Consider the following 20,906-nt stretch of genomic DNA (forward strand, 5'->3'; position numbering starts at 1 on the left):
GCGAGGCTCAGGGGGCCTTCGTCGTGGCGAGCGTGGCGAAGGCGACCGCCATCTCGCACTCGGTCTTGAAGTCCGGTTCCGGAGTCCGCTTCGTCGACGACATTGTTGTTGTTACGACGATTCCTTGATCGGACATGAAAGCGGCGAAACACCCGAGTGGGGGATCGAGCGCGACTCCGACCGTGCGCTCGTTGACCGTCTGGTCGGGAAGCCAGACTCGGTCGCGCTGTTTCGTCTTGTAGGTCCTCAGGGACTCCTCATTTCCAACTATCTGGCTGAATCGCCATGAGTTGTCCGTGCCGGACCAGTGGCAGCCTCGGAAGTTGGGGGAATCCGTCTGGGCGGCATCGCTGACGGTCTCGGACTTCACTCGGACAGCCGACAGCTCTGCCGGTGAATAGGCTGTGCATGGTTCGAAGGTGCTTCCGTTGTTGCGTTCGTTGGTTCGCTGCCTGATACCGGGAGTAAAGGGCAGTGGTGGAGTGGGCAGGGCTTGCGAGGTGTCAGCGACCGGAACTCCACCGATGTGTACTGTGCACCCTGCGAGCCCTGCGACAATTAGCCACACGGTGAATGCTCGTCTTGTTCTTCTCACTGGGCAGCCTGCTTGATCGCAGCTTCGCTGCTGCTTTCAGCAGCTTTAAGAGCGGAGTCGATTTCTCGTAGTGCGGCCGCGATCGCCCGTGCTTGGTCGGCTTGGTGCTTGAGGGTGTTCACAACCGACTGGTCGTGGGTGTGCACTGCAACGCCGATGTTGTGGGTGGCCGCCAAACCCTCTGAGGTATTGCCGAGATGGTTGATCTTTCCGACGTCAGCGAGCTCCAGGCTGATCGAGTCCAGCCTTTCCGCGTGGCGTTCGTGGGCACGGGCCAACTCCTCGATGGGGTCACCGTCGAGCACCATGCTGGGGCGACCGGCGATGCGTCCGCGCGCTTCGTGCCGGATGCGGTCCTCGTCGGGGCTGCCCATATCGTCCTCCGCTCCTCACACATTGGACGCACCAGCCCACCGAACGGTTCCCACTCGGTACGGCCGACGGCTACTTGTTCTCCGAGCGGGCCTTGAGCGCGGCGAGCCCCTCCTCGAAGTTCTTGCCGAGGAACTTGTCCATAGGAATGACTTTGCCGATCAGCGCGAAGAATCCGGTGGTCACGCCGGTCATGGTCCAGGAGACCCGCACGTTCTCACCGCTGGGGACGATCTCGAACCGGACGTGATTGGTCGCGGGCATGGGCTTCTTGAATTCCAGATCGACATCGACCGATTCTCCTGGCACCGCGTGCGAAATGGTCATGCGGCCGGCCCCGGCCCTGCGGTTTCCGCTCCACGTGTACGTGGCACCCGGTCCGTCAGCGGGGCCCGTGTACTCCCGCTTCAGGTTCGGGTCGATGCCCTCCCACGGCGACCAGTGCCGCCATTCGTGGAAATTGTTGATCAACCCGAAAACGGTCTCGGCAGGCGCGGCGATCTCGATCGACCGGACGACGGTGAAGGCTCCCATGCGCAGAGCGTACGGCTAACGCAGTCGTAGCGCCGCGAACGCGACCACGACGGACACCGCCGCGAGACCGGCCAGCCCTGCGGTGAGTCCCGCGGTCGCCGCCACGGCGCCCACCAGCAGCGGGCCGCCCGCGTCACCGACCTCACGACCGATCTCCGCAGACCCCATGGTCTGCCCGAGGCGTTCCTTCGGAGCGTTCTGCGCCAGGTGCGCGAAGCCGATCGGGGTGACCACGCCGACACCGGTGCCGATCGCGATCGCCGCGATCACGACGCCGGTCGGCCCGGGTACTGCGACGGCGGCGAGTCCGAACGCCGCCACCCCGAGACCGGAGGCCAGGCCGGCCCGGTCGGACAGGCGTCCGGCGTCCCGGGCGCGTCCGGCGCGCGGCTGAACCACGGACGAGGTCAACGCCAGGACCGATACCACCGCACCGGTCAGCAGCGGCCCCATCCCGTGCTGCGCGCCGGCCACCGGCAGGAAGCCGACGCCGACGGCGAGGACAGCGGTGGCGGCGGCGAGCGCGGCGGTCGGAGTGAGGAACGAGCGCGATCGCAGGCGCCGGGCCAGGTCGAGCACGGTCTGGCGGGCGCGTGGCAGGGGCTCGAGAGCCGGCACGGCGACGGTGGCCCAGGCCGCGACGAGCGCCGCGACCAGACCGAGCACCAGGAACAGCAGGTTGTAGCCGCCGACCCAGATGAGCATCCCGCCGAGGACGGGGCCGAGGGTGTAACCGAGGCCCTTCCACGCACCGTACCCGCCGAATGCGCGACCCTGAGCGGACTCGGGGGTCAGCCGGGAGACCATGGCGCTGGCCGCGGGCGAGAAGGCAGCGGCGGCGGCGCCCTGAGCGAAGCGTGCCAGCGCGAGCCAGCCGGGGTCGCCCGCGAGCACGAACGCGGCGGACGCGCCGGCGAAGGCGGCCAGGCCACCCAGGAGTACCGGTCGTGGCCCGATCCGGTCGGCGAGGGTGCCGAAGACCGGCTTGAGTAGTACCTCGGCACCGTCGTACAGGGCCAGGAGGACGCCGAGCGCGAGGAGCTGGGACCCGATGGAACCGGTGAGCCCGCCTAGGCTCGCAGCGATACTGTGCGCACCGAACGCGGTGACGAAACCTGCTGCGTAGAGGGGGCGCAGCGCTCGGTTCGACGAGGCCTTCACAGTGTCGGAGCGTAGAGGAACACAGAGCGACGGCCCAGGGTGGCGGGCGACATTAGACTCTCCGGCATGACTGCGGCTCCCGACACCACGTCCGATCTGCCCGCGTCCGGTCTCACCGCCGCGCAGGTCGCGCAGCGGGTCGCGGACGGGAGGGTGAACAGGCTGCCGGACCGCTCCGGACGCAGCTCCTGGGACATCATCCGCGCCAACGTCTTCACTCGCATCAATGCGATGCTCGGTGTGCTTTTCGTTCTGGTCCTGTTCACCGGTTCGCTGATCAACGGAGCATTCGGCCTGTTGATCGTGTTCAACTCGGCGATCGGCATCATCCAGGAGCTTCGCGCGAAGAAGACGCTCGATTCCCTCGCGATCGTCGGGCAGGCGCATCCGGTGGTCCGGCGCGACGGTGTCGCCACCAAGGTCAGCCAGTCCGAGGTCGTGCTCGATGATGTCATCGAGGTCGGACCGGGCGATCAGATCGTGGTCGACGGTGCTGCGCTCGAGTCCGAAGCGCTGGAGATCGACGAGTCACTGCTCACCGGTGAGGCCGACCCCGTCGACAAGCAGCCCGGTGACGAGATCTTCTCCGGAAGTTTCGTGGTGGCGGGAGCGGGCGCCTACCGCGCGACGAAGGTCGGAGCGGACGCCTATGCCGCTCAACTCGCCGATCAGGCCAGCAAGTTCACCCTGGTCGATTCCGAGCTGCGCTCGGGTATCAACCGGATCCTGCAGGTGATCACCTGGCTCCTGGTTCCCGCTGGAATCCTCACCGTGTTCAACCAGTTGGTGATATCCAAACAGGCTCTGGACCAGGCGATCCTGGGAATGGTCGCGGCGCTGGTCCCGATGATCCCCGAGGGCCTGGTGCTGATGACCTCGATCGCGTTCGCGGTGGGTGTGGTGCGTCTGGGCAAGCGCAAATGCCTCGTCCAGGAGCTCCCGGCGATCGAGGGGCTGGCGCGGGTGAACGTGGTCTGCGCGGATAAGACCGGCACGCTCACCGAGAACGGGATGCGACTGTCCGAGCTCGACGTGCTCAGCGGCGACCGCGGCGAGATCGAACGTGCGCTCGCCGCCATCGCGGCGCTCGACCCGCGACCGAACGCCAGCGTGCAGGCGATCGCCGAGGCGTACCCCGTGTCCCCGGGGTGGCGTTCGACCGCGGTGGCGCCGTTCAGCTCGGCGAAGAAGTGGTCGGGAATATCTCTGGCCGAGGGGGATTCGGGATGCGGTAACTGGATCATCGGTGCCGCCGATGTTTTGCTCGATCCCGCGTCCGACGGTGCCCGTCGAGCCACCGAGCTCGGCTCGACGGGACTGCGGGTGCTGCTGGTCGCCACCACCGACGTTCCTGTCGACACCGAGGTCGAAGGGCTCGCCGCTCCGGGGAACCTCCTGCCGAGGGCTCTCATCGCGATCGAACAGCGGGTGCGCCCCGACGCGAAGACCACCTTGGACTACTTCGAGGAGCAGGGCGTCGCGGTGAAGGTGATCTCCGGTGATAACGCGGTCTCCGTCGGGGCGGTGGCTCACTCGCTCGGACTCGGTACCCCGGACTCGTCCGTGGACGCGCGGAAGTTGCCCACCGACAACGACGAACTGGGTGTCGTGGTGAGCGAGAACGTCACCTTCGGGCGGGTGCGACCGGACCAGAAGCGGGCGATGGTCAAGGCGCTGCAGTCGCGCAGCGACACCGTCGCCATGACCGGTGACGGCGTGAACGACGTGCTCGCACTCAAGGACGCCGACATCGGCGTCGCGATGGGCTCGGGTAGCTCCGCGGCGCGGTCCGTCGCTCAGATCGTGCTGCTGGACAACAAGTTCGCCACTCTACCGTACGTGGTGGGGGAGGGGCGGCGGGTGATCGGCAACATCGAGCGGGTCGCGAATCTGTTCCTCACCAAGACGGTGTACTCGGTGCTGCTCGCGTGGCTGGTCGGTCTGGCCGGGGTGGGGGCTGAGATCTTCGGCGCGACGCCGATCTCGTATCCCTTCCAGCCGATCCACGTGACCATCGCCGCATGGTTCACCATCGGCCTGCCCGCGTTCGTGATGTCCTTGGCGCCCAACAACGAACGGGCCAGGACCGGTTTCGTGGGTCGGGTGCTCAGGCTGGCGCTGCCCTCCGGCGTCGCGGTGGGATCGGCGACCTTCGTCTGCTACCTGGTGGTCAATCCGGGCGGATCGGGTGCGGCGCTCGGCGGTAAGGCGGCTGCGCTGAGCGCCGAGCAGATTCAGGCATCCACCGCGGCGCTGATCACCATGCTGGTGGGGTCGCTGTGGGTGCTCGGGCTGGTGGCGCGACCGTACACCTGGTGGAAGGTGGCGCTGGTCGGATTCTCGGTGCTGTTCTACGTGGTGCTGTTCTGCATTCCGCTGGCGCAGGAGAAGTTCTTCCTCGACATCAGTGATCCGGCGATGGTGGGCACCGGCTTCGCCTTCGGTGGGGGCGCGATCGTTCTGGTGGAGTTGCTGAGGAGGGTGGCGCCGCCGGTGTTCCGGGCGTTCGGTCACCACGGGGAGTGACGAGGCCCGATCAATCTCGAAGAAAGATTCGAATTGGTGGCATTTGTTCGAATCTGCGAGTAGGATGAAGGTGAGCCGCAGGAGGTGGTCACCGTGGATTCGTGCAGCGCACAGCAGTATCTCGAAGCGCTGGATCGGTTCGAACGTGCCGCTGAAGCGCTCGCCGATGCTGATCCGGTGATGCTGTCCTCCCAGCAGGTTCTTGAGAGTCTGCGCAGGCTCGAAACGGCGGCACGGAAGGTGCCGTACGGGCAGAATCTGCTCACCCAGGTCGCTGTCGAGCAGTACCTGCCCGGCGAGCTCGGCTATACCGGCGCCAAGGAACTCCTGGTCGATCAGCTGCGCCTGTCCGGTGTGGAAGCGCGGGACAGGATCCGTGGTGCACGGTCGAGGGTGCCGCGGCATCTGCGCGGCGTCGCCCCGGAACCTTCGTACCGCCTGATCTCCGCCGCGCAACGCGAGGGCCGGATCTCCGATCGTCACGCCGTCGTCATGGAACTGGTGCTCGACAAGTGTCGTCGACTCAGCACCACGCGGTTCGACGATCTCGAAGCCGTGCTGGTCCAGGCCGCGGCGGACGTTCCACCGGAAGACATCGCACTGATCGGCAAGCGCGCCCTCGCCCTCCTCGATCCCGACGGCTGCGAGCCCGATGCCGACCGGATCTCCCGGGCTCGCGAGCTCGTCGTGGCGGGTCAGGGTGACGATCTGATGTCCGGGTTCGGGGGAGCGTTGACGCCCGAGGGGCGCGCTCTACTCGACGTGGTGCTGGAGAAGTTCGCACGCCCCGGCGTCGGCAATCCCGACGATGCCGAGGCCCCGGTCGACCCGTCCGACGCAGATGCGGTGCGCCGCGCTGCGGAGCGGGACCAGCGCACCGCTGCGCAGCGCAACCATGACGCTTTACTGCACGCTCTGCGGGTGGCGATCGGTGCCGGGCTGGGAAGTCATCGAGGGTTGCCGTGCGTGCCGATCGTCACGCTGAACATCGATCAGCTCGAGTCGGAGACCGGAATCGCGACCACGGCCACCGGTGGCCGCCTACCCGTGGCAGATGCACTGCGCATGATGGGTGCGAATCCGCGGTACGTCCTACTACTCGATCTGCAGTCGCGGCCGTTGTTCCTCGGCCGGGAGAAGCGCCTTGCCGCCGCGGATCAGCGGATCGCGTTGTACGGCGCGGAGCAGGGATGCAGTGCGCCCGGCTGCGATGCGCCCGCGACCAGGTGCCAGGTCCATCATGTGACCGAGTGGGTCGACGGCGGTGCGACCGATGTCACGGCGCTCACCCTCGCGTGCGACGCGCACCACGGGAAAGTGGTCCCGGATCTGGCGGAGAATCCGCGAGGGTGGGAGACGATCACAGTGCCGGCCGAGCAGCGGTACGCGGGGCGGACGGCTTGGCGGCGGGGCGCCGATCCATCCGGTCGGTACCGCGTCAACCACCGTCATCACGCCGATGAGCTGTACCGCGAGGCCCTTGAGCTCTGGCGGCAGCGGCACGAGCGATTCCGCAGGCAATGGCTGCAGGAAGATCTGCGTCGTGAGTACGCGCAGGTCATCGGCGACACCTATGCCGAGATCGCGCGGATCCTCGACGGCCCGCACGGCCCTCCGCAGCTGGAGAGCCTGCTCGCCGAACACGACGCCGAGACCGGATGGTGTGAACCTCCGGGCGTGAGTACGGCTGCGTGAACAACACCTCCTGTGATCTTGGCGACGAGGGCGCGTGCATCTACGTGGTCGAATGGGCGGCATGAAAAGCGCACATGAGTCGGATTCATCGCAGACCCTCGATAACTTGGTCGTCGGGATGTTCCTGCTCTGCGGCCCGGTCTTGACGGCTGTGTTCCTCGCGGCGACGGCGCTCGATTCCCGGTATCTCTACAGTACACGCGACGTAGTCAATGGTGTGGCGGCGGTAGGAGCGGCAGTGGCCTTGGCGATACTTGCGCTGCTGGTGGCTCGGCAGCGGGTGCGTGGGAGCGGCTCCTATGTCGTCAACAGCGGTTCCGGTGTAATCCTCTTGCTTTCGGCCCTGTACTGCGGATTCTTCGGCTGGGGTTACCTAGGTGCCGGAGTGATCTGTACGCAAGGCGCGTGCATGTACGAACTGATGGTCGTTCCGTGGTGGGTGCTCTGGGGTGTGCACGCGATCGCGGTCCTCGTGATGTTCTTGCGCCGCGAGGTCCGGCGGTAGACAGGACGTTGTCCGAATGGAAGTGCCCCCGGCAGGATTCGAACCTGCGGCCTTTCGCTCCGGAGGCGAACGCTCTATCCCCTGAGCTACGGGGGCGCAGGGCGCTGCCAAGGTTAGCGTATGAGGCGCCCCCGGCGGAAACCGGGCGGTCAGGCGCACCTTACGATGGACCAGTGACTCCCGCTGACCTCTCGGAACTCCTGCACGCCACCGCGACGACGGTGCTCGTCGAGCGCGGTCTCGACGCCGCGGTGCTGCCCGAACGTGTCATCGTCGAGCGGCCCCGCAATCCCGAGCACGGCGATTACGCCACCAACCTGGCCATGCAGGTCGCCAAGAAGGCCGGCGCCAACCCTCGCGACCTCGCGACCTGGCTCGCTGACGCCCTCACCTCCGCCGACGGCATCGACGAGGCCACCGTCGCCGGCCCCGGCTTCCTCAACATCCGGCTCGCCGCCGACGCCCAGAACCGGCTCATCGCCTCCATCCTGGAAACCGGGACCGGCTTCGGACACGGCACCGACCTCGCTGACCAGGTGATCAACCTCGAGTTCGTTTCGGCCAACCCCACCGGTCCCGTGCACCTGGGCGGGGCGCGCTGGGCCGCAGTCGGAGACAGCTTGGGCCGTGTCCTCGAAGCCGCCGGTGCGAAGGTCACGCGCGAGTACTACTTCAACGATCACGGCGCACAGATCGACCGCTTCGCGCGTTCCCTCGCTGCGGCCGCGCAGGGGGAGCCCACGCCCGAGGACGGGTACGCCGGCGACTACATCGGCGAGATCGCCGCCACCGTGGTCAGCGGTCGCCCCGGTATTGTCGAGCTCCCCGATCCCGAACGCGTCGAGGCCTTCCGCGCCGACGGCGTGGCTCTGATGTTCGAGCACATCAAGCGGACCCTGCACGAGTTCGGCACCGACTTCGACGTCTTCACGCACGAGGACGAGATGTTCACCTCGGGCCTGGTGAGCAGCAGCATCGAGCAGCTCAAGGCGAACGGCAACCTCTACGAGAACGACGGCGCCTGGTGGCTCAAGGCCACCGACTACGGCGACGACAAGGACCGCGTCGTCATCAAGTCCGACGGTGAGAGTGCCTACATCGCCGGCGACATCGCCTACATCAAGCACAAGTTCGACCGCGGCTTCACTCTCGCGATCTACATGCTCGGAGCCGACCACCACGGCTACATCGGCCGGCTGCGCGCATCCGCCGCCGCTCTCGGCTACGACCCCGACCGGATCGAGGTGCTGATCGGCCAGCTGGTGAACCTGGTGCGCGAGGGCAAGCCGGTGCGCATGAGCAAGCGAGCCGGCACCGTCATCACCCTCGACGACCTGGTCGACGCGGTCGGAGTGGATGCCGCCCGGTACTCGCTGGTGCGCAGCTCCGTGGACACCTCGATCGACCTCGACCTCGACCTGCTCGCCCAGGCCAGCAACGAGAATCCGGTGTACTACGTGCAGTACGCGCACGCCCGGCTGGCCGCGATCGCCCGCTCGGCCGCCGACCAGGGTATCGAGCCGTCCACCGAGCACCTGGGTCTGCTCGACAACCCCCGTGAGGGTGATCTGGTGCGCACCCTGGGCGAGTTCCCCGCGGTCGCCGCCGGTGCTGCGAAGCTGCGCGAGCCGCACCGCATCGCTCGCTACCTCGAGGAACTCGCGGGCGCCTACCACCGGTTCTACGGCGAATGTCGAGTACTGCCGCTCGGTGACGAGCAACCCACCGACCTGCACCGGGCGCGCATCGCCCTGTGCGCCGCCACCCGCCAGGTGCTCGCCAACGGCCTGACCCTCGTCGGCGTCTCGGCGCCGGACCGGATGTGAAAGGCCTTCGACGGTGAGTGAACTTCATGCGGCCGTGTGGCCGGCGCACGCCTCCCGGCGGGCCGACGGTGCGATGGACCTCGCGGGTGTCCCGATCGCCGATCTGGCCGCCGAGTACGGCACCCCGTTGCTGGTGATCGACGAGGACGATTTCCGTTCCCGCTGCCGCGGTATGCGGGAGGCCTTCGGCGACGGTGCCGCGGTGCATTACGCCTCCAAGGCCTTCCTGTCCATGGAGATCGCACGCTGGGTCCGTGACGAGGGTCTGAGCCTGGACGTGTGCAGCGGCGGTGAGCTCGCGGTGGCGCTGCGCGCGGACTTCCCGGCCGAACGGATCGCACTGCACGGCAACAACAAGTCGGTCGCCGAACTGGAGTTCGCGGTGGACTCCGGCATCGGTCACGTGGTGGTGGACTCGCTCTCGGAGATCGCCCGCCTGGACCGCATCGCCGGCCAGCGCAACACCGTGCAGGAGGTGCTGATCCGGCTCACCCCGGGTGTCGAGGCGCACACCCACGAGTTCATCTCCACCGCCCACGAGGATCAGAAGTTCGGCTTCTCCCTCGCCGGTGCTGGTGCCGATTCTCCTGCTATGCAGGCGGTCTCAGCGGTCTTCGCAGCCGACAACATCCGCCTGGTGGGTCTGCACAGCCACATCGGCTCACAGATCTTCGACGTCGACGGGTTCGAGGTCGCTGCCCGCCGCGTGCTGGAACTGTTGCGCGACATCGTCGCCCGGTTCGGCGCCGAGCGCACCGCACAGCTGCGCACGATCGACCTCGGCGGCGGCCTGGGGATCGCGTACACCGCGCACGACGATCCGCCGCCGGTCGGCGAACTCGCCGCCAAACTGCGGCACATCGTCGAGACCGAATCCGCCGCACTGGGACTGGCTGCGCCGCACATCGCGGTGGAGCCCGGGCGCGCCATCGCAGGCCCACCCGGAATCACTGTGTACCAGGTGGGCACCATCAAGGACGTCACCGTGGACGCCGCTGACACCGGCGATCAGGGCTTCCGCCGCTACGTCTCGGTGGACGGTGGCATGAGCGACAACATCCGCACCGCGCTCTACGGGGCGGAGTACACCGCCGTGGTCGCCGATCGTGATCCGCAGGGCGAGCCGGTGCTCTCCCGCATCGTCGGTAAGCACTGCGAGACCGGCGATATCGTGGTCCGCGACACCCACACCCCGGACGATCTGGCGGAAGGTGATCTGATCGCCGTGGCCGCCACCGGGGCGTACTGCTATTGCATGTCCAGCCGCTACAACATGCAGCCGCGACCGGCTGTGGTGGCGGTCAAGGACGGTGCGGCGCGGTTGATCCTGCGCCGGGAGACCGTGGACGATCTGGTGAGCCTGGAGGTGCTCTGATGACTGAGAACACAAGCGAGCAGAGGGAACTGGGTATCGCCCTGCTCGGCATGGGCACCGTGGGCACCGAGGTGGCGCGGATCCTCACCGAGAACGCCGACGATCTCGCCGCGCGGGTCGGGGCGAAGCTGGTGATCCGCGGTATCACCGTGCGCGACACCACCAAGCCCCGCACGCTCGGACCGGGCGGTCCGGAGATCGAACCGGCGCTGCTGACCACCGATGCCGAGGCGCTGATCGACCGTGACGATGTGGACATCGTCGTGGAGGTGATGGGCGGGATCGAACCCACCCGCAGCCACATGCTGCGCGCTCTGCAGGCCGGGAAGTCCGTGGTCACCGCGAACAAGGCGCTCCTGGCCGAGTACACCGGCGAACTGGCCGATGCCGCCAACCGCGCCCGCGCCGACCTCTACTTCGAGGCCGCCGTGGCCGGAGCGATCCCGGTGATCCGCCCGTTGCAGCAGTCCCTAGCCGGTGACTCGGTGCAACTCGTGGCGGGAATCGTCAACGGCACCACCAACTTCATCCTCTCCAACATGGCCGAGAAGGGACAGGAGTACGAGACCGTCCTGGCCGAGGCCGGCCGGCTCGGATACGCCGAGGCCGATCCGACCGCCGACGTCGAGGGCTACGACGCCGCGGCCAAGGCCGCGATCCTCGCCTCCATCGCCTTCCACACCCGGGTCAAGGCCGACGACGTCCACCGGGAGGGGATCACCGCGGTCACCCCCGACGACATCGCCGCCGCGAAGGCCTTCGACTGCACCATCAAACTGCTCGCGATCTGCGAGCGGTTCACCGATGCCGGCGGCGCGCAGCGGGTTTCGGCCCGCGTCTACCCGGCGCTGGTGCCGCTCAAGCACCCGTTGGCCAGCGTCGACGATGCCTACAACGCCGTCTTCGTCGAGGCCGAGAACGCCGGCCGGCTGATGTTCTACGGCGCCGGCGCGGGCGGCGCTCCCACCGCCTCGGCAGTCATGGGTGATCTGGTCGCGGCCGCCCGCAACAAGGTCTTCTCCGGCCGAGGTCCCTTGGACTCGGTGTACGCGAACCTGTCCGTGGCGCCGATCGGGGAGGTGCTCACCCGGTACTACGTGGCGATGGATGTCACCGACCGGCCCGGTGTGCTCAGCGCGGTGGCCAACGAGTTCTCCGCCCGTAAGGTCTCCATCAGCACCGTCCGGCAGCAGGCCGACCTGCCCGGCAGCGGTGCCCGCCTGGTGATCCTGACCCACAAGGCGCCGGATGCGGCGCTCTCGGCCACCGTCGAGGCCTTGAAGAACCTGGACGTGGTGACCGCCGTGTCCTCCGTGCTCCGTCTGGAGGGAACCAGTGACTGAATCCGCTGCCGCCGTGTATGACCCGTGGCCCGGTCTGATCGAGGCGTACCGGCACCGGCTGCCGGTGTGCGATACCTGGGAGCCGGGCTGGAAGCCGGTGACGCTGCGCGAGGGCGCCACCCCGCTGCTCCCGGCCCGCGCCCTGTCCGAGCGCACCGGCTGCGAGGTGCATCTGAAGGTGGAGGGGCTCAACCCCACTGGCTCGTTCAAGGACCGCGGTATGACGATGGCCGTCACCGAGGCCAAGGCCACCGGCAAGAAGGGCGTGCTGTGCGCGTCCACCGGTAACACCTCCGCTTCGGCCGCCGCGTACGCCGCGATCGCCGGCATCGAGTGCGCGGTCCTGGTGCCCGCCGGGAAGATCGCCATGGGCAAGCTCGCTCAAGCGGTCATGTACGGCGCCAAGATCATCGAGGTCGACGGCAACTTCGACGACTGCCTCGAACTGGCCCGCAAGACCACCGCCACCTTCGACACCATCGCGCTGGTGAACTCGGTGAACCCGGTGCGGATCGAGGGCCAGAAGACCGCCGCCTTCGAGATCGTCGACGCGCTCGGCAAGGCGCCCGATGTGCATGCGCTGCCCGTGGGCAACGCCGGCAACATCACCGCCTATTGGAAGGGTTACGGCGAGTACTTCGCCGACGGTGTGATCGGCTCGCGCCCGCGGATGCTCGGCGTGCAGGCCGCCGGCGCCGCACCGCTGGTCGACGGGGCCCCGGTGAAGAACCCGGAGACCATCGCCACCGCGATCCGAATCGGAAGTCCCGCTTCGTGGAATCAGGCCGTCGCCGCCAAGGAGGAGTCGAACGGCCAGTTCCGCGCGGCCACCGATGAGAAGCTGCTCGAGGCGTACCGGCTGATCGCCCGCAGCGAGGGTGTCTTCGTCGAGCCCGCCTCCGCGGCCTCGGTGGCCGGGTTGCTCGCCGCTGTCGAGGACGGCTGGATCGAGAAGGGCTCCACCGTGGTGTGCACGGTGACCGGCAACGGCCTCAAGGATCCGGACACCGCCCTCAAGGGCGTGCCCGAGATCGCGCGGGTGGGTATCGATCCCGTCGCCGTGGCCGCCGCCATGGGCCTGACGGAGTAATCGCACTCGTGACTGCCGCGTCCAAGCCCCCGTTCCTGCTGCCCGTCGGCGTCAAGACGACGGTGACGGTGCCCGCCTCCAGCGCCAACCTCGGTCCCGGTTTCGACACCCTGGGCCTGGCCCTGGGGCTCTACGACGAGGTCACCGCCGAGACCATCGCCGACGGCGGGCTGGAGATCGTGGTCTCCGGGGAAGGGGAGGGCGAGGTGCCCACCGACGACCGGCATCTGGTTGTCGTCGCCCTGCGCCGCACGCTCGCGCACCTCGACGTCGCTGCTCCCGGGCTACGTCTGACCTGCGTGAACAGGATTCCGCACTCGCGCGGTCTGGGTTCGTCGTCGGCCGCCGCCGTGGCCGGGATCGCCGCCGCCGCAGCGCTGGCCGCCGCGGCCGATGCGCCGCGGGCGCTCACCACCGCCGAGATGGTGCAGCTGTCGTCGGAGTTCGAGGGGCACCCGGATAACGCGTCGGCCTGCGTGCTCGGTGGCGGCGTCGTGTCCTGGACGGTGCCCGCCGTTCCGGCACCCGATGTGGCCGGATACCGCGATCATGCGGCCGCAAGCGGGGCCCCGACGGCTCCGGTGCGCTACGGCGCCCGGCGGATGGATGTGCACCGCGACATCCGTGCGTACGTCTTCGTGCCGTCCGTGCAGTCATCGACCTCGGTCACCCGGGGGCTGCTGCCGCGCCTGGTGCCGCACGCCGACGCTGCGTTCAACGCCTCCCGGGCGGCACTGATGGTGCTCGCCCTGACCGAGCATCCCGACCTGCTGCTGGAGGCCACCGAGGACCGGCTGCACCAGCGGTACCGTGCGGCATCGATGAAGGAGTCGTCCGAGTTGGTCGATGCGCTGCGTGGCGCAGGTGTGGCCGCGGCGATCTCCGGTGCGGGTCCCACCGTGCTGGCGCTGACCACCGAACCGCTTCCGGTCAGGCTCTCCGACGCCGCAGTGGACGCCGGTTTCACCGTGCGGGAGCTGCCGATCGCCGACGGCGTGTCGCTGGCCTGACCGGCGCGACCAGGCGGTGACCGGGGTGGTGATTGCCCGGGGTCGACTCGGGCGCTATCATGACAAAGTGTCCGATGAATACCCGGACGCTACTTCGGCACCCGCCATTCCACGCCCAGCAATCCAGCCTCGGACGGGTCGGCGCGCCGGTCTCCACATCAGGCCGAGACATCTTCGCCCCCGCCGGACCGCGGGGCCCGGCAGCCGAAGCGCAACGCACCTCGTCATTCGTGTGTCGCTGATGAAAACTCCTGTGTGACAACGGGAGAAGTGGCGAACGATAGACCCCGTCCCCGCGTGATGCGGGGAATTGAAAGGAACTCCGTGACCGAAACGGACGTGACCACCACCTCGGAGGCGACCACCGCCTCGGCCGGCCGCAGGCGCGCAGACGAGCGCCGCCGCCCCGGCCTCAACGGCATGGTGCTGGCAGAACTGCGCGGTATCGCGAGCGAACTGGGGATCAAGGGGATCTCCGGTATGCGCAAGGGCGATCTGATCGCCGCGATCAATGCGCAGCAGGGCGGCGGCTCGCCGTCCGCCCCCAAGAGCGAGGCCCCCAAGAGCGAGGCGCCCGCGACGCGGGCACCGAAGCAGGCTCCGAAGGGCGATGCTCCCAGGAGCGACACGCCTAAGGCCGATGCGCCCAAGGCTGAGGTGCCCAAGACTGAGGCGCCCAAGGCTGATGCGCCCAAGGCTGAGGCGCCCAAGGCTGAGGCGCCCAAGGCTGAGGCGCCCAAGGGTGACGCTGCGCAGGCCCCGAAAGCGGAGGCGCCGAAGGGCGACAAGGCCGACGGTGAGCAGAACCAGCAGCAGAGCGGCGGTCGTCGCGAGCGCAACCAGCGCCGCGGCAACCAGAATCAGAACCAGGACGGCGACAGCCGCCAGGACCGCCAGCAGGGCCAGCGCGGTAACCAGAACAACCAGAACAACGGCCCGGACGAGGGCGAGGGCCAGGGGCGGCGCGGACGGCGATTCCGGGAGCGCCGCCGTGGACGTGACCGCGGCGGTAACGATGCCGAACCGCAGGTCAGCGAGGACGACGTCCTGCAGCCGGTGGCCGGCATCCTGGACGTACTGGACAACTACGCCTTCGTGCGGACCTCCGGTTACATCGCAGGCCCGAACGACGTCTACGTCTCGATGAACATGATCCGCCGCAACGGCCTGCGCCGCGGCGACGCGATCACCGGTGCGGTGAAGATGCCCCGTGACGGCGAGAACAACTCCGGTGGCGGACAGGGCGGCGGCAACCGCCAGAAGTTCAACCCGCTGGTGCGCCTGGACACCGTCAACGGCCAGGACGTGGAATCGGCCAAGGGACGCCCCGAGTTCAACAAGCTCACGCCGCTCTACCCGAATCAGCGGCTGCGCCTGGAGACCGCGCAGAACATCCTCACCACTCGTGTGATCGACCTGATCATGCCGATCGGCAAGGGCCAGCGCGCGCTGATCTCCGCCCCGCCGAAGGCCGGTAAGACCACCGTCCTGCAGGACATCGCCAACGCGATCGCCACCAACAACCCGGAGTGCTACCTGATGGTGGTGCTGGTGGACGAGCGGCCCGAGGAGGTCACCGACATGCAGCGCAGCGTGCGCGGCGAGGTGATCAGCTCCACCTTCGATCGGCCCCCGTCGGATCACACCTCGGTCGCCGAACTCGCCATCGAGCGGGCCAAGCGCCTGGTCGAGGGCGGTAAGGACGTCGTGGTGCTGCTCGACTCGATCACCCGCCTGGGTCGTGCCTACAACAACTCCAGCCCGGCATCGGGCCGCATCCTCTCCGGCGGTATCGACTCGACGGCGCTGTACCCGCCCAAGCGCTTCCTCGGCGCCGCCCGCAACATCGAGAACGGCGGCTCGCTGACGATCATCGCCACCGCGCTGGTCGAGACCGGCTCCACCGGCGACACCGTGATCTTCGAGGAGTTCAAGGGCACCGGTAACGCCGAATTGAAGCTGGACCGCAAGATCTCCGAGCGGCGGGTCTTCCCGGCCGTGGACGTCGCGGCGTCCAACACCCGCAAGGACGAGCTGATCATGGCTCCCGACGAGGCGGCCGTGGTGAACAAGCTCCGCCGGCTGCTCGCGGCGCTGGACAGCCAGCAGGCCATCGACCTGCTGATCAGCCAGCTCAAGAAGACGCAGAACAACATCGAGTTCCTGATGACGGTGCAGAAGAACAGCGGTTTCGGCGACAACGACTGAATCGCTACTGCGGCAGGGAGGCGTTGATCGCCGCGGCGATCTCCGCGCCCCTGCCGCAGTCTCTACCGCCCACCTTCTGCATGCCGATGTACAGCACTCCGTTCGTCAGTGACTTGTACGCGGTGACGCAGAAGTCCGGAGCGTTGGCGGTGGTGCTGGGCACGGTGAAACTGCGCCACCGGTCCGAGCCCGGAACACTCACCGGGGTTCCGGTGTCCCAGGCCGAGGATGAGACGAAGGTCGCGAACTTCACGCTCGCGTTGGCCGCCCGGGCATCGACGCCCTTGCAGGCGAATCTCACGCCGGCGGTATTGCGTTGAGTCGGATCGTCGACCAGAGGGCTGATCCCGAGCGAGGCGATGACCGGAGCCGGCAACAGGCACGGATCGATGAAGCCGTCCCGCAGCGTGGAGGTGTTGTTCACCGGCGCCGCTGAGGTGGCGGCCGGGGAACTGCTCGCCGCACCGGGAGCGCCGGCGCTGCTGGAGGCGGCGCCGTCGGCCGGTGCGGCGTCCGCAGAGCTGCCCGCCCCGGAGGCCAGCACCAGCGCCGCGACCGCCGAGACCGCCACCACCGTGACCGCCGCGACGGCGCCGATGAGCACGCCCCGGCGCGGCCCGGAACCCGATCCCTGCGCCGCGACCGGCATCACCGCCGCCATCACCGACGGGTCCGTCGGCGGATACACCGGAGCGCAGGCAGTGCGCAGCGCCTGCGCGAACTCGCGGCAGGACGCGAACCGGTGCTGCGGCGACTTGGCCATCGCCCGGGCGATCACCGAGTCGATCGCGGGCGGCAGATCCGGCCGCAGCCGGGACGGGGCCGGTGGGGGAGCGAGCAGGTGGTCGCGGATCACCGCGGTTCCGCTGCTCGCGCCGTAGGGCTTGCTGCCGGTGAGCAATTGCACCGTCGTTCCGGCAAGACTGTACTGGTCGCTGCGGCCGTCCACCGGATTGCCGCTGAGCTGTTCCGGTGAGGCGTAGTCGACTGTGCCCACCACCATCCCCACCGAGGTCAGGTCACTGCGCTCATGCTGTTCGCGGGCGATACCGAAGTCGCTGAGCATCACCCGCGGGATGATCCCGGTGGTGTCGATCAGGATGTTCCCGGGTTTGACGTCGCGGTGCAGCAGCCCCGCGCCGTGAGCATGATCGAGCGCTGCGGCCACCGCGTCGACGATGCCCAGCACCTGATCGAGCGGCAGCCCGCGCGGGCGCCCGGTGAGCACCTGCGCCGCGTCCGGACCGGGGACCAGCTTCATCGACATCCACAGCCGACCGTCGTCGGTGCCGCGGTCGTACACCGGGACGATGTTCTGATGATCGAGGCGAGCCGCCAGCGCGGCCTCCCGTTCGAAACGGGCCCGGTAGGCCGGATCGTCGGAGACCGCCGTCGGGAGCACCTTCACCGCGTCCACCCGCGGCAGCCGCGGATGCCGCGCCGCGTACACCGCGCCCATCCCGCCCGCGCCGAGCAGCCGCTCGATCACGTATCCGCCGATCACACTGCCGGGAGCCTCGGTTCCCGCCGGTCCTCCACCTGACTCACTCACCTTCGACCACTCCCGACTCGTCCCGACTACGCCATCGAGCCAATACCGGCCCGCTTGCGGTGCGCCTGCCGATCGCTAAAGACGGAATTTCTCCGGAGCAGGTGCGTTCTGGCATACTGGAACGTCGGTATGGGTTCCGGTTCACGGTCCTGGCGTCGGCCAGGGTCGACCCGGCGACCACGAACGAGAAGGACGGCAGAGATGAAGCAGGGGATCCACCCCGATTACGTGGCCACCACCGTCGTGTGCGGTTGCGGTAACACGTTCGAGACGCACAGCACCAAGGCCGACGGCCGGATCAACGTCGAGGTGTGCTCGCAGTGCCACCCGTTCTACACGGGCAAGCAGAAGATCCTCGACACCGGCGGCCGCGTGGCCCGGTTCGAGAAGCGCTACGGCAAGCGCGCCGGCAAGGCCTCCGAGGCCGCAGCCGACTCGAAGTAGCTTTCCCACCGACGCCCGTCCTGCCCTGCAGGGCGGGCGTCGGTGCTTTCCCGGGCCCCTCCTCACACGTGCGAAAGGCATCCTCACCATGAGCGCCTCGTCCCCGTCCGCGATCGACGACATCCTGGCCGAGTACTCCGGCCTGGAACAACAGATGTCCGATCCGGCGCTGCACAACGACGCCTCCGCCGCACGCAAGGTGGGTAAGCGCTTCGCCGAGCTCGCTCCGATCATGGCCACGCACCGCAAGCTCGAGGCCGCCAAGGACGATCTGGCCGCTGCCCGCGAGCTCGCCGACGACGACTCCTCGTTCGCCGACGAGGTCACCGTGCTCACCGAGCAGGTGCAGACCCTCGAACAACACCTGACCGACCTGCTGGCCCCGCGCGATCCGCACGACGGCGACGACGTGGTGCTCGAGGTCAAGTCCGGTGAGGGCGGTGAGGAATCGGCCCTGTTCGCCGGTGACCTGGCCCGCATGTACCTGCGCTACGCCGAACAGCGCGGCTGGAAGGTCGAGACGCTCGGCGCCACCTACTCCGACCTCGGCGGCCTCAAGGACGCCACGTTCGCGATCAAGTCGAGGGGCCCCGGTGCGGACGGCACCATCGACGGGGTCTGGGCCCGGCTGAAGTTCGAGGGCGGCGTACACCGCGTGCAGCGCGTGCCCGCCACCGAGAGTCAGGGCCGCATCCACACCTCCGCCGCGGGCGTACTGGTCTACCCCGAACCGGACGAGGTCGAAGAGGTACAGATCGACGAGTCCGATCTGCGCATCGACGTCTACCGCAGCTCCGGTAAGGGCGGGCAGGGCGTCAACACCACCGACTCCGCGGTGCGTATCACGCACCTGCCCACCAATATCGTCGTCACCTGCCAGAACGAGCGCTCGCAGCTGCAGAACAAGGCTCGTGCCATGCAGGTGCTCGCCGCGCGGCTGCAGGCCCTGCTGGAGGAACAGGCGCTGGAGGCGGCGTCCGACTCGCGGGCCGCGCAGATCCGCACCGTCGACCGGTCCGAGCGGATCCGGACCTACAACTTCCCGGAGAACCGGATCGCCGACCACCGGATCGGTTTCAAATCGCACAACCTGGATCAGGTGCTCGACGGTGACCTCGACGCCGTCCTCGACGCGTTGCAGGCGGCGGACCGTCAGGCCCGGCTGGAGGCCGAGTAGGCGTGCAGCGCCCGTCGGCCCTGCTCGCCGCGGCGTCGATCACGCTCGCCGAGGCCGGCGTACCGTCGCCGCGGGTGGACGCCGAGCTGCTGCTCGCCGCGGTCCTGGGCGTCGACCGCGGCCGCCTGCCGATCGCCGACGCCGCCACCGCGGAGCAGATCACGCAGTACCGCACCCTGATCACCCGCCGCAGCGCCCGGGAGCCGCTGCAGCACATCCTCGGTACCGCCGACTTCGGCCCGCTGACGCTCGCCGTCGGACCAGGGGTCTTCGTGCCCCGCCCGGAGACCGAACTGCTCGCCGACTGGGCAGCGACCACCGCCGGGCCGGGCGCCGCGATCGTCGACCTGTGCGCCGGATCCGGCGCACTCGGGCTCTACCTCGCGGCCACGGTGCCCGGCGCCCGGGTGGTCCTGGTGGAGCGGGATCCGGCGGCCCTGGTGTACCTGCGCCGCAACGCCGCCGGCAGCGTAGCGACGGTCCTGGCCGCCGACGTACGGGAACCGGATCTGCCGCAGCGGATCGAGGACGTCTTGAGCGGTGTCGACGTGGTGGTGTGCAATCCGCCCTACGTGCCCACCGGTGCCGTACTCGATCGTGAGGCCGCCGCCGACCCCGAACTCGCGCTGTTCTCCGGTGCCGACGGACTGGACCTGATCCGCGACCTGGCTCCGCTCACCGCGCGACTGCTGCGCCGCGGGGGAGCAGCCGGGATCGAACACGACGACGGCAACGGCGCCGGCACCGCGCAGCTCCTGCGCGAGGCGGGCCTGACCGAGGTGCGAGAGCACCGCGACCTCGCGGACCGGCCCCGGTTCGTCACTGGCAGGATGGAACCGTGAGCATCGCCTACGACTGCACCGACCCCGAATCCCGCGCCGCGGGCATCACCGCCGCGCGGTCCGCGCTCAAGGGCGGTCGCCTCGTGGTCATGCCCACCGACACCGTGTACGGCATCGGCTGCGACGCCTTCGACAACCGGGCGGTCGAGGCCCTGCTGGCGGCCAAGCATCGCGGGCCGGACATGCCGGTCGGTGTCCTGGTCGGATCGTGGAACACCATCGACGGGCTGGTCGGGCGGGTCAGCGACGCCGCCCGCGAGCTGACCCGTGCGTTCTGGCCCGGTGCGGTGTCCCTGGTCGTGGAGCAGGCGCCGAGCCTGGCGTGGAACCTCGGTGACACCCGGGGCACCGTGATGCTGCGGATGCCGCTGCACCCGATCGCCATCGAACTGCTGCGCGAGGTCGGCCCGATGGCCGTGTCCAGCGCGAACGTCTCCGGCAAGCCGCCCGCGGCCACCATGGACGAGGCCCGCGACCAACTCGGTGACAGCGTCGAGGTGTACCTCGACGGCGGCCCGTCCGAGCACGCCGCACCGTCGAGCATCGTCGACCTGTCCGGACCGGCGCCGCGGGTGTTGCGCGCGGGCGCGGTGAGCGCTGCGCGGATCGCCGAAGTGCTCGGGGTGAGCGAGGAATCACTGTCCTGACGGT

18 protein-coding genes and 1 tRNA gene are annotated in these 20,906 nt (G+C 68.7%); 13 read left to right on the forward strand and 6 right to left on the reverse strand.

All coding sequences use genetic code 11. The features are described from left to right. Positions 1–7: 7 nt before the first annotated feature. The 4 genes from ACYVHG_RS11610 to ACYVHG_RS11625 all read right to left on the reverse strand — a co-directional run bounded on the left by ACYVHG_RS11610 (position 8) and on the right by ACYVHG_RS11625 (position 2,662). Positions 8–595, reverse strand: coding sequence for a DUF3558 family protein (locus ACYVHG_RS11610; RefSeq protein WP_461167588.1), 588 nt, complete (start codon positions 593–595; stop codon positions 8–10). Then, positions 592–969, reverse strand: a complete 378-nt coding sequence (locus ACYVHG_RS11615; protein WP_461167589.1) for a hypothetical protein — start codon at positions 967–969, stop codon at positions 592–594. Before ACYVHG_RS11615 ends, ACYVHG_RS11610 begins: the two co-directional genes overlap by 4 nt. 70 nt (positions 970–1,039) lie before the next feature. After that, a complete protein-coding gene (locus tag ACYVHG_RS11620) occupies positions 1,040–1,501 on the reverse strand; it encodes an SRPBCC family protein (protein ID WP_461167590.1) in 462 nt (153 codons plus the stop codon). 15 nt (positions 1,502–1,516) lie between these two features. Next, a complete protein-coding gene (locus ACYVHG_RS11625; RefSeq protein ID WP_461167591.1) occupies positions 1,517–2,662 on the reverse strand; it encodes an MFS transporter in 1,146 nt (381 codons plus the stop codon). A gap of 66 nt (positions 2,663–2,728) precedes the next feature. Between ACYVHG_RS11625 and ACYVHG_RS11630 the strand changes: the two genes are divergently transcribed. The 3 genes from ACYVHG_RS11630 (at position 2,729) to ACYVHG_RS11640 (ending at position 7,388) form a co-directional block, all read left to right on the forward strand. After that, a complete protein-coding gene (locus tag ACYVHG_RS11630; RefSeq protein WP_461167592.1) occupies positions 2,729–5,188 on the forward strand; it encodes an HAD-IC family P-type ATPase in 2,460 nt (819 codons plus the stop codon). Between the two features lie 93 nt (positions 5,189–5,281). Next, entirely contained in the window at positions 5,282–6,883 is a 1,602-nt protein-coding gene (locus ACYVHG_RS11635) for an HNH endonuclease signature motif containing protein (RefSeq protein ID WP_461167593.1), read from the forward strand. Positions 6,884–6,935: 52 nt separating this feature from the next. After that, positions 6,936–7,388 (forward strand): hypothetical protein, encoded by a 453-nt coding sequence (locus ACYVHG_RS11640; RefSeq protein WP_461167594.1) that lies wholly within the window; start codon positions 6,936–6,938, stop codon positions 7,386–7,388. Between the two features lie 23 nt (positions 7,389–7,411). Here the strand turns inward: ACYVHG_RS11640 and ACYVHG_RS11645 are convergent. Then, positions 7,412–7,484, reverse strand: a tRNA-Arg gene (locus ACYVHG_RS11645). A 77-nt stretch (positions 7,485–7,561) separates the two neighbouring features. On the opposite strand from ACYVHG_RS11645, the gene argS reads away from it, so the two are divergent. From argS to rho, 6 genes are all read left to right on the forward strand, one after another. Further along, a complete protein-coding gene (argS, locus tag ACYVHG_RS11650; protein ID WP_461167595.1) occupies positions 7,562–9,214 on the forward strand; it encodes an arginine--tRNA ligase in 1,653 nt (550 codons plus the stop codon). 13 nt (positions 9,215–9,227) lie between these two features. Further along, positions 9,228–10,589 (forward strand): diaminopimelate decarboxylase, encoded by a 1,362-nt coding sequence (gene lysA, locus ACYVHG_RS11655; RefSeq protein WP_461167596.1) that lies wholly within the window; start codon positions 9,228–9,230, stop codon positions 10,587–10,589. Continuing rightward, positions 10,589–11,932, forward strand: a complete 1,344-nt coding sequence (locus ACYVHG_RS11660) for a homoserine dehydrogenase (protein WP_461167597.1) — start codon at positions 10,589–10,591, stop codon at positions 11,930–11,932. The genes lysA and ACYVHG_RS11660 overlap by 1 nt, the downstream gene beginning before the upstream one ends. After that, positions 11,925–13,022 carry a threonine synthase gene (gene thrC / locus ACYVHG_RS11665; protein WP_461167598.1) on the forward strand — a complete coding sequence of 366 codons (1,098 nt, stop codon included), beginning with the start codon at positions 11,925–11,927 and terminating at the stop codon, positions 13,020–13,022. The genes ACYVHG_RS11660 and thrC overlap by 8 nt, the downstream gene beginning before the upstream one ends. A gap of 8 nt (positions 13,023–13,030) precedes the next feature. After that, positions 13,031–14,032, forward strand: a complete 1,002-nt coding sequence (thrB, locus tag ACYVHG_RS11670) for a homoserine kinase (RefSeq protein WP_461167599.1) — start codon at positions 13,031–13,033, stop codon at positions 14,030–14,032. Between the two features lie 324 nt (positions 14,033–14,356). Continuing rightward, positions 14,357–16,240 carry a transcription termination factor Rho gene (rho, locus tag ACYVHG_RS11675; RefSeq protein WP_461167600.1) on the forward strand — a complete coding sequence of 628 codons (1,884 nt, stop codon included), beginning with the start codon at positions 14,357–14,359 and terminating at the stop codon, positions 16,238–16,240. Between the two features lie 4 nt (positions 16,241–16,244). Here rho and ACYVHG_RS11680 read toward each other — a convergent pair whose 3' ends face one another. After that, complete coding sequence (locus ACYVHG_RS11680; RefSeq protein WP_461167601.1) at positions 16,245–17,792, reverse strand: serine/threonine-protein kinase; 1,548 nt, start codon at positions 17,790–17,792, stop codon at positions 16,245–16,247. A 201-nt stretch (positions 17,793–17,993) separates the two neighbouring features. On the opposite strand from ACYVHG_RS11680, the gene rpmE reads away from it, so the two are divergent. From rpmE to ACYVHG_RS11700, 4 genes are all read left to right on the forward strand, one after another. Then, positions 17,994–18,236, forward strand: a complete 243-nt coding sequence (gene rpmE / locus ACYVHG_RS11685) for a 50S ribosomal protein L31 (RefSeq protein WP_461167602.1) — start codon at positions 17,994–17,996, stop codon at positions 18,234–18,236. A gap of 88 nt (positions 18,237–18,324) precedes the next feature. Continuing rightward, positions 18,325–19,413, forward strand: coding sequence for a peptide chain release factor 1 (prfA, locus tag ACYVHG_RS11690; protein ID WP_461167603.1), 1,089 nt, complete (start codon positions 18,325–18,327; stop codon positions 19,411–19,413). Positions 19,414–19,415: 2 nt separating this feature from the next. Further along, complete coding sequence (gene prmC, locus ACYVHG_RS11695; RefSeq protein WP_461167604.1) at positions 19,416–20,255, forward strand: peptide chain release factor N(5)-glutamine methyltransferase; 840 nt, start codon at positions 19,416–19,418, stop codon at positions 20,253–20,255. After that, entirely contained in the window at positions 20,252–20,902 is a 651-nt protein-coding gene (locus tag ACYVHG_RS11700; protein ID WP_461167605.1) for an L-threonylcarbamoyladenylate synthase, read from the forward strand. Before prmC ends, ACYVHG_RS11700 begins: the two co-directional genes overlap by 4 nt. Positions 20,903–20,906 lie beyond the last annotated feature (4 nt).

The organism is Tsukamurella serpentis (assembly GCF_054780975.1).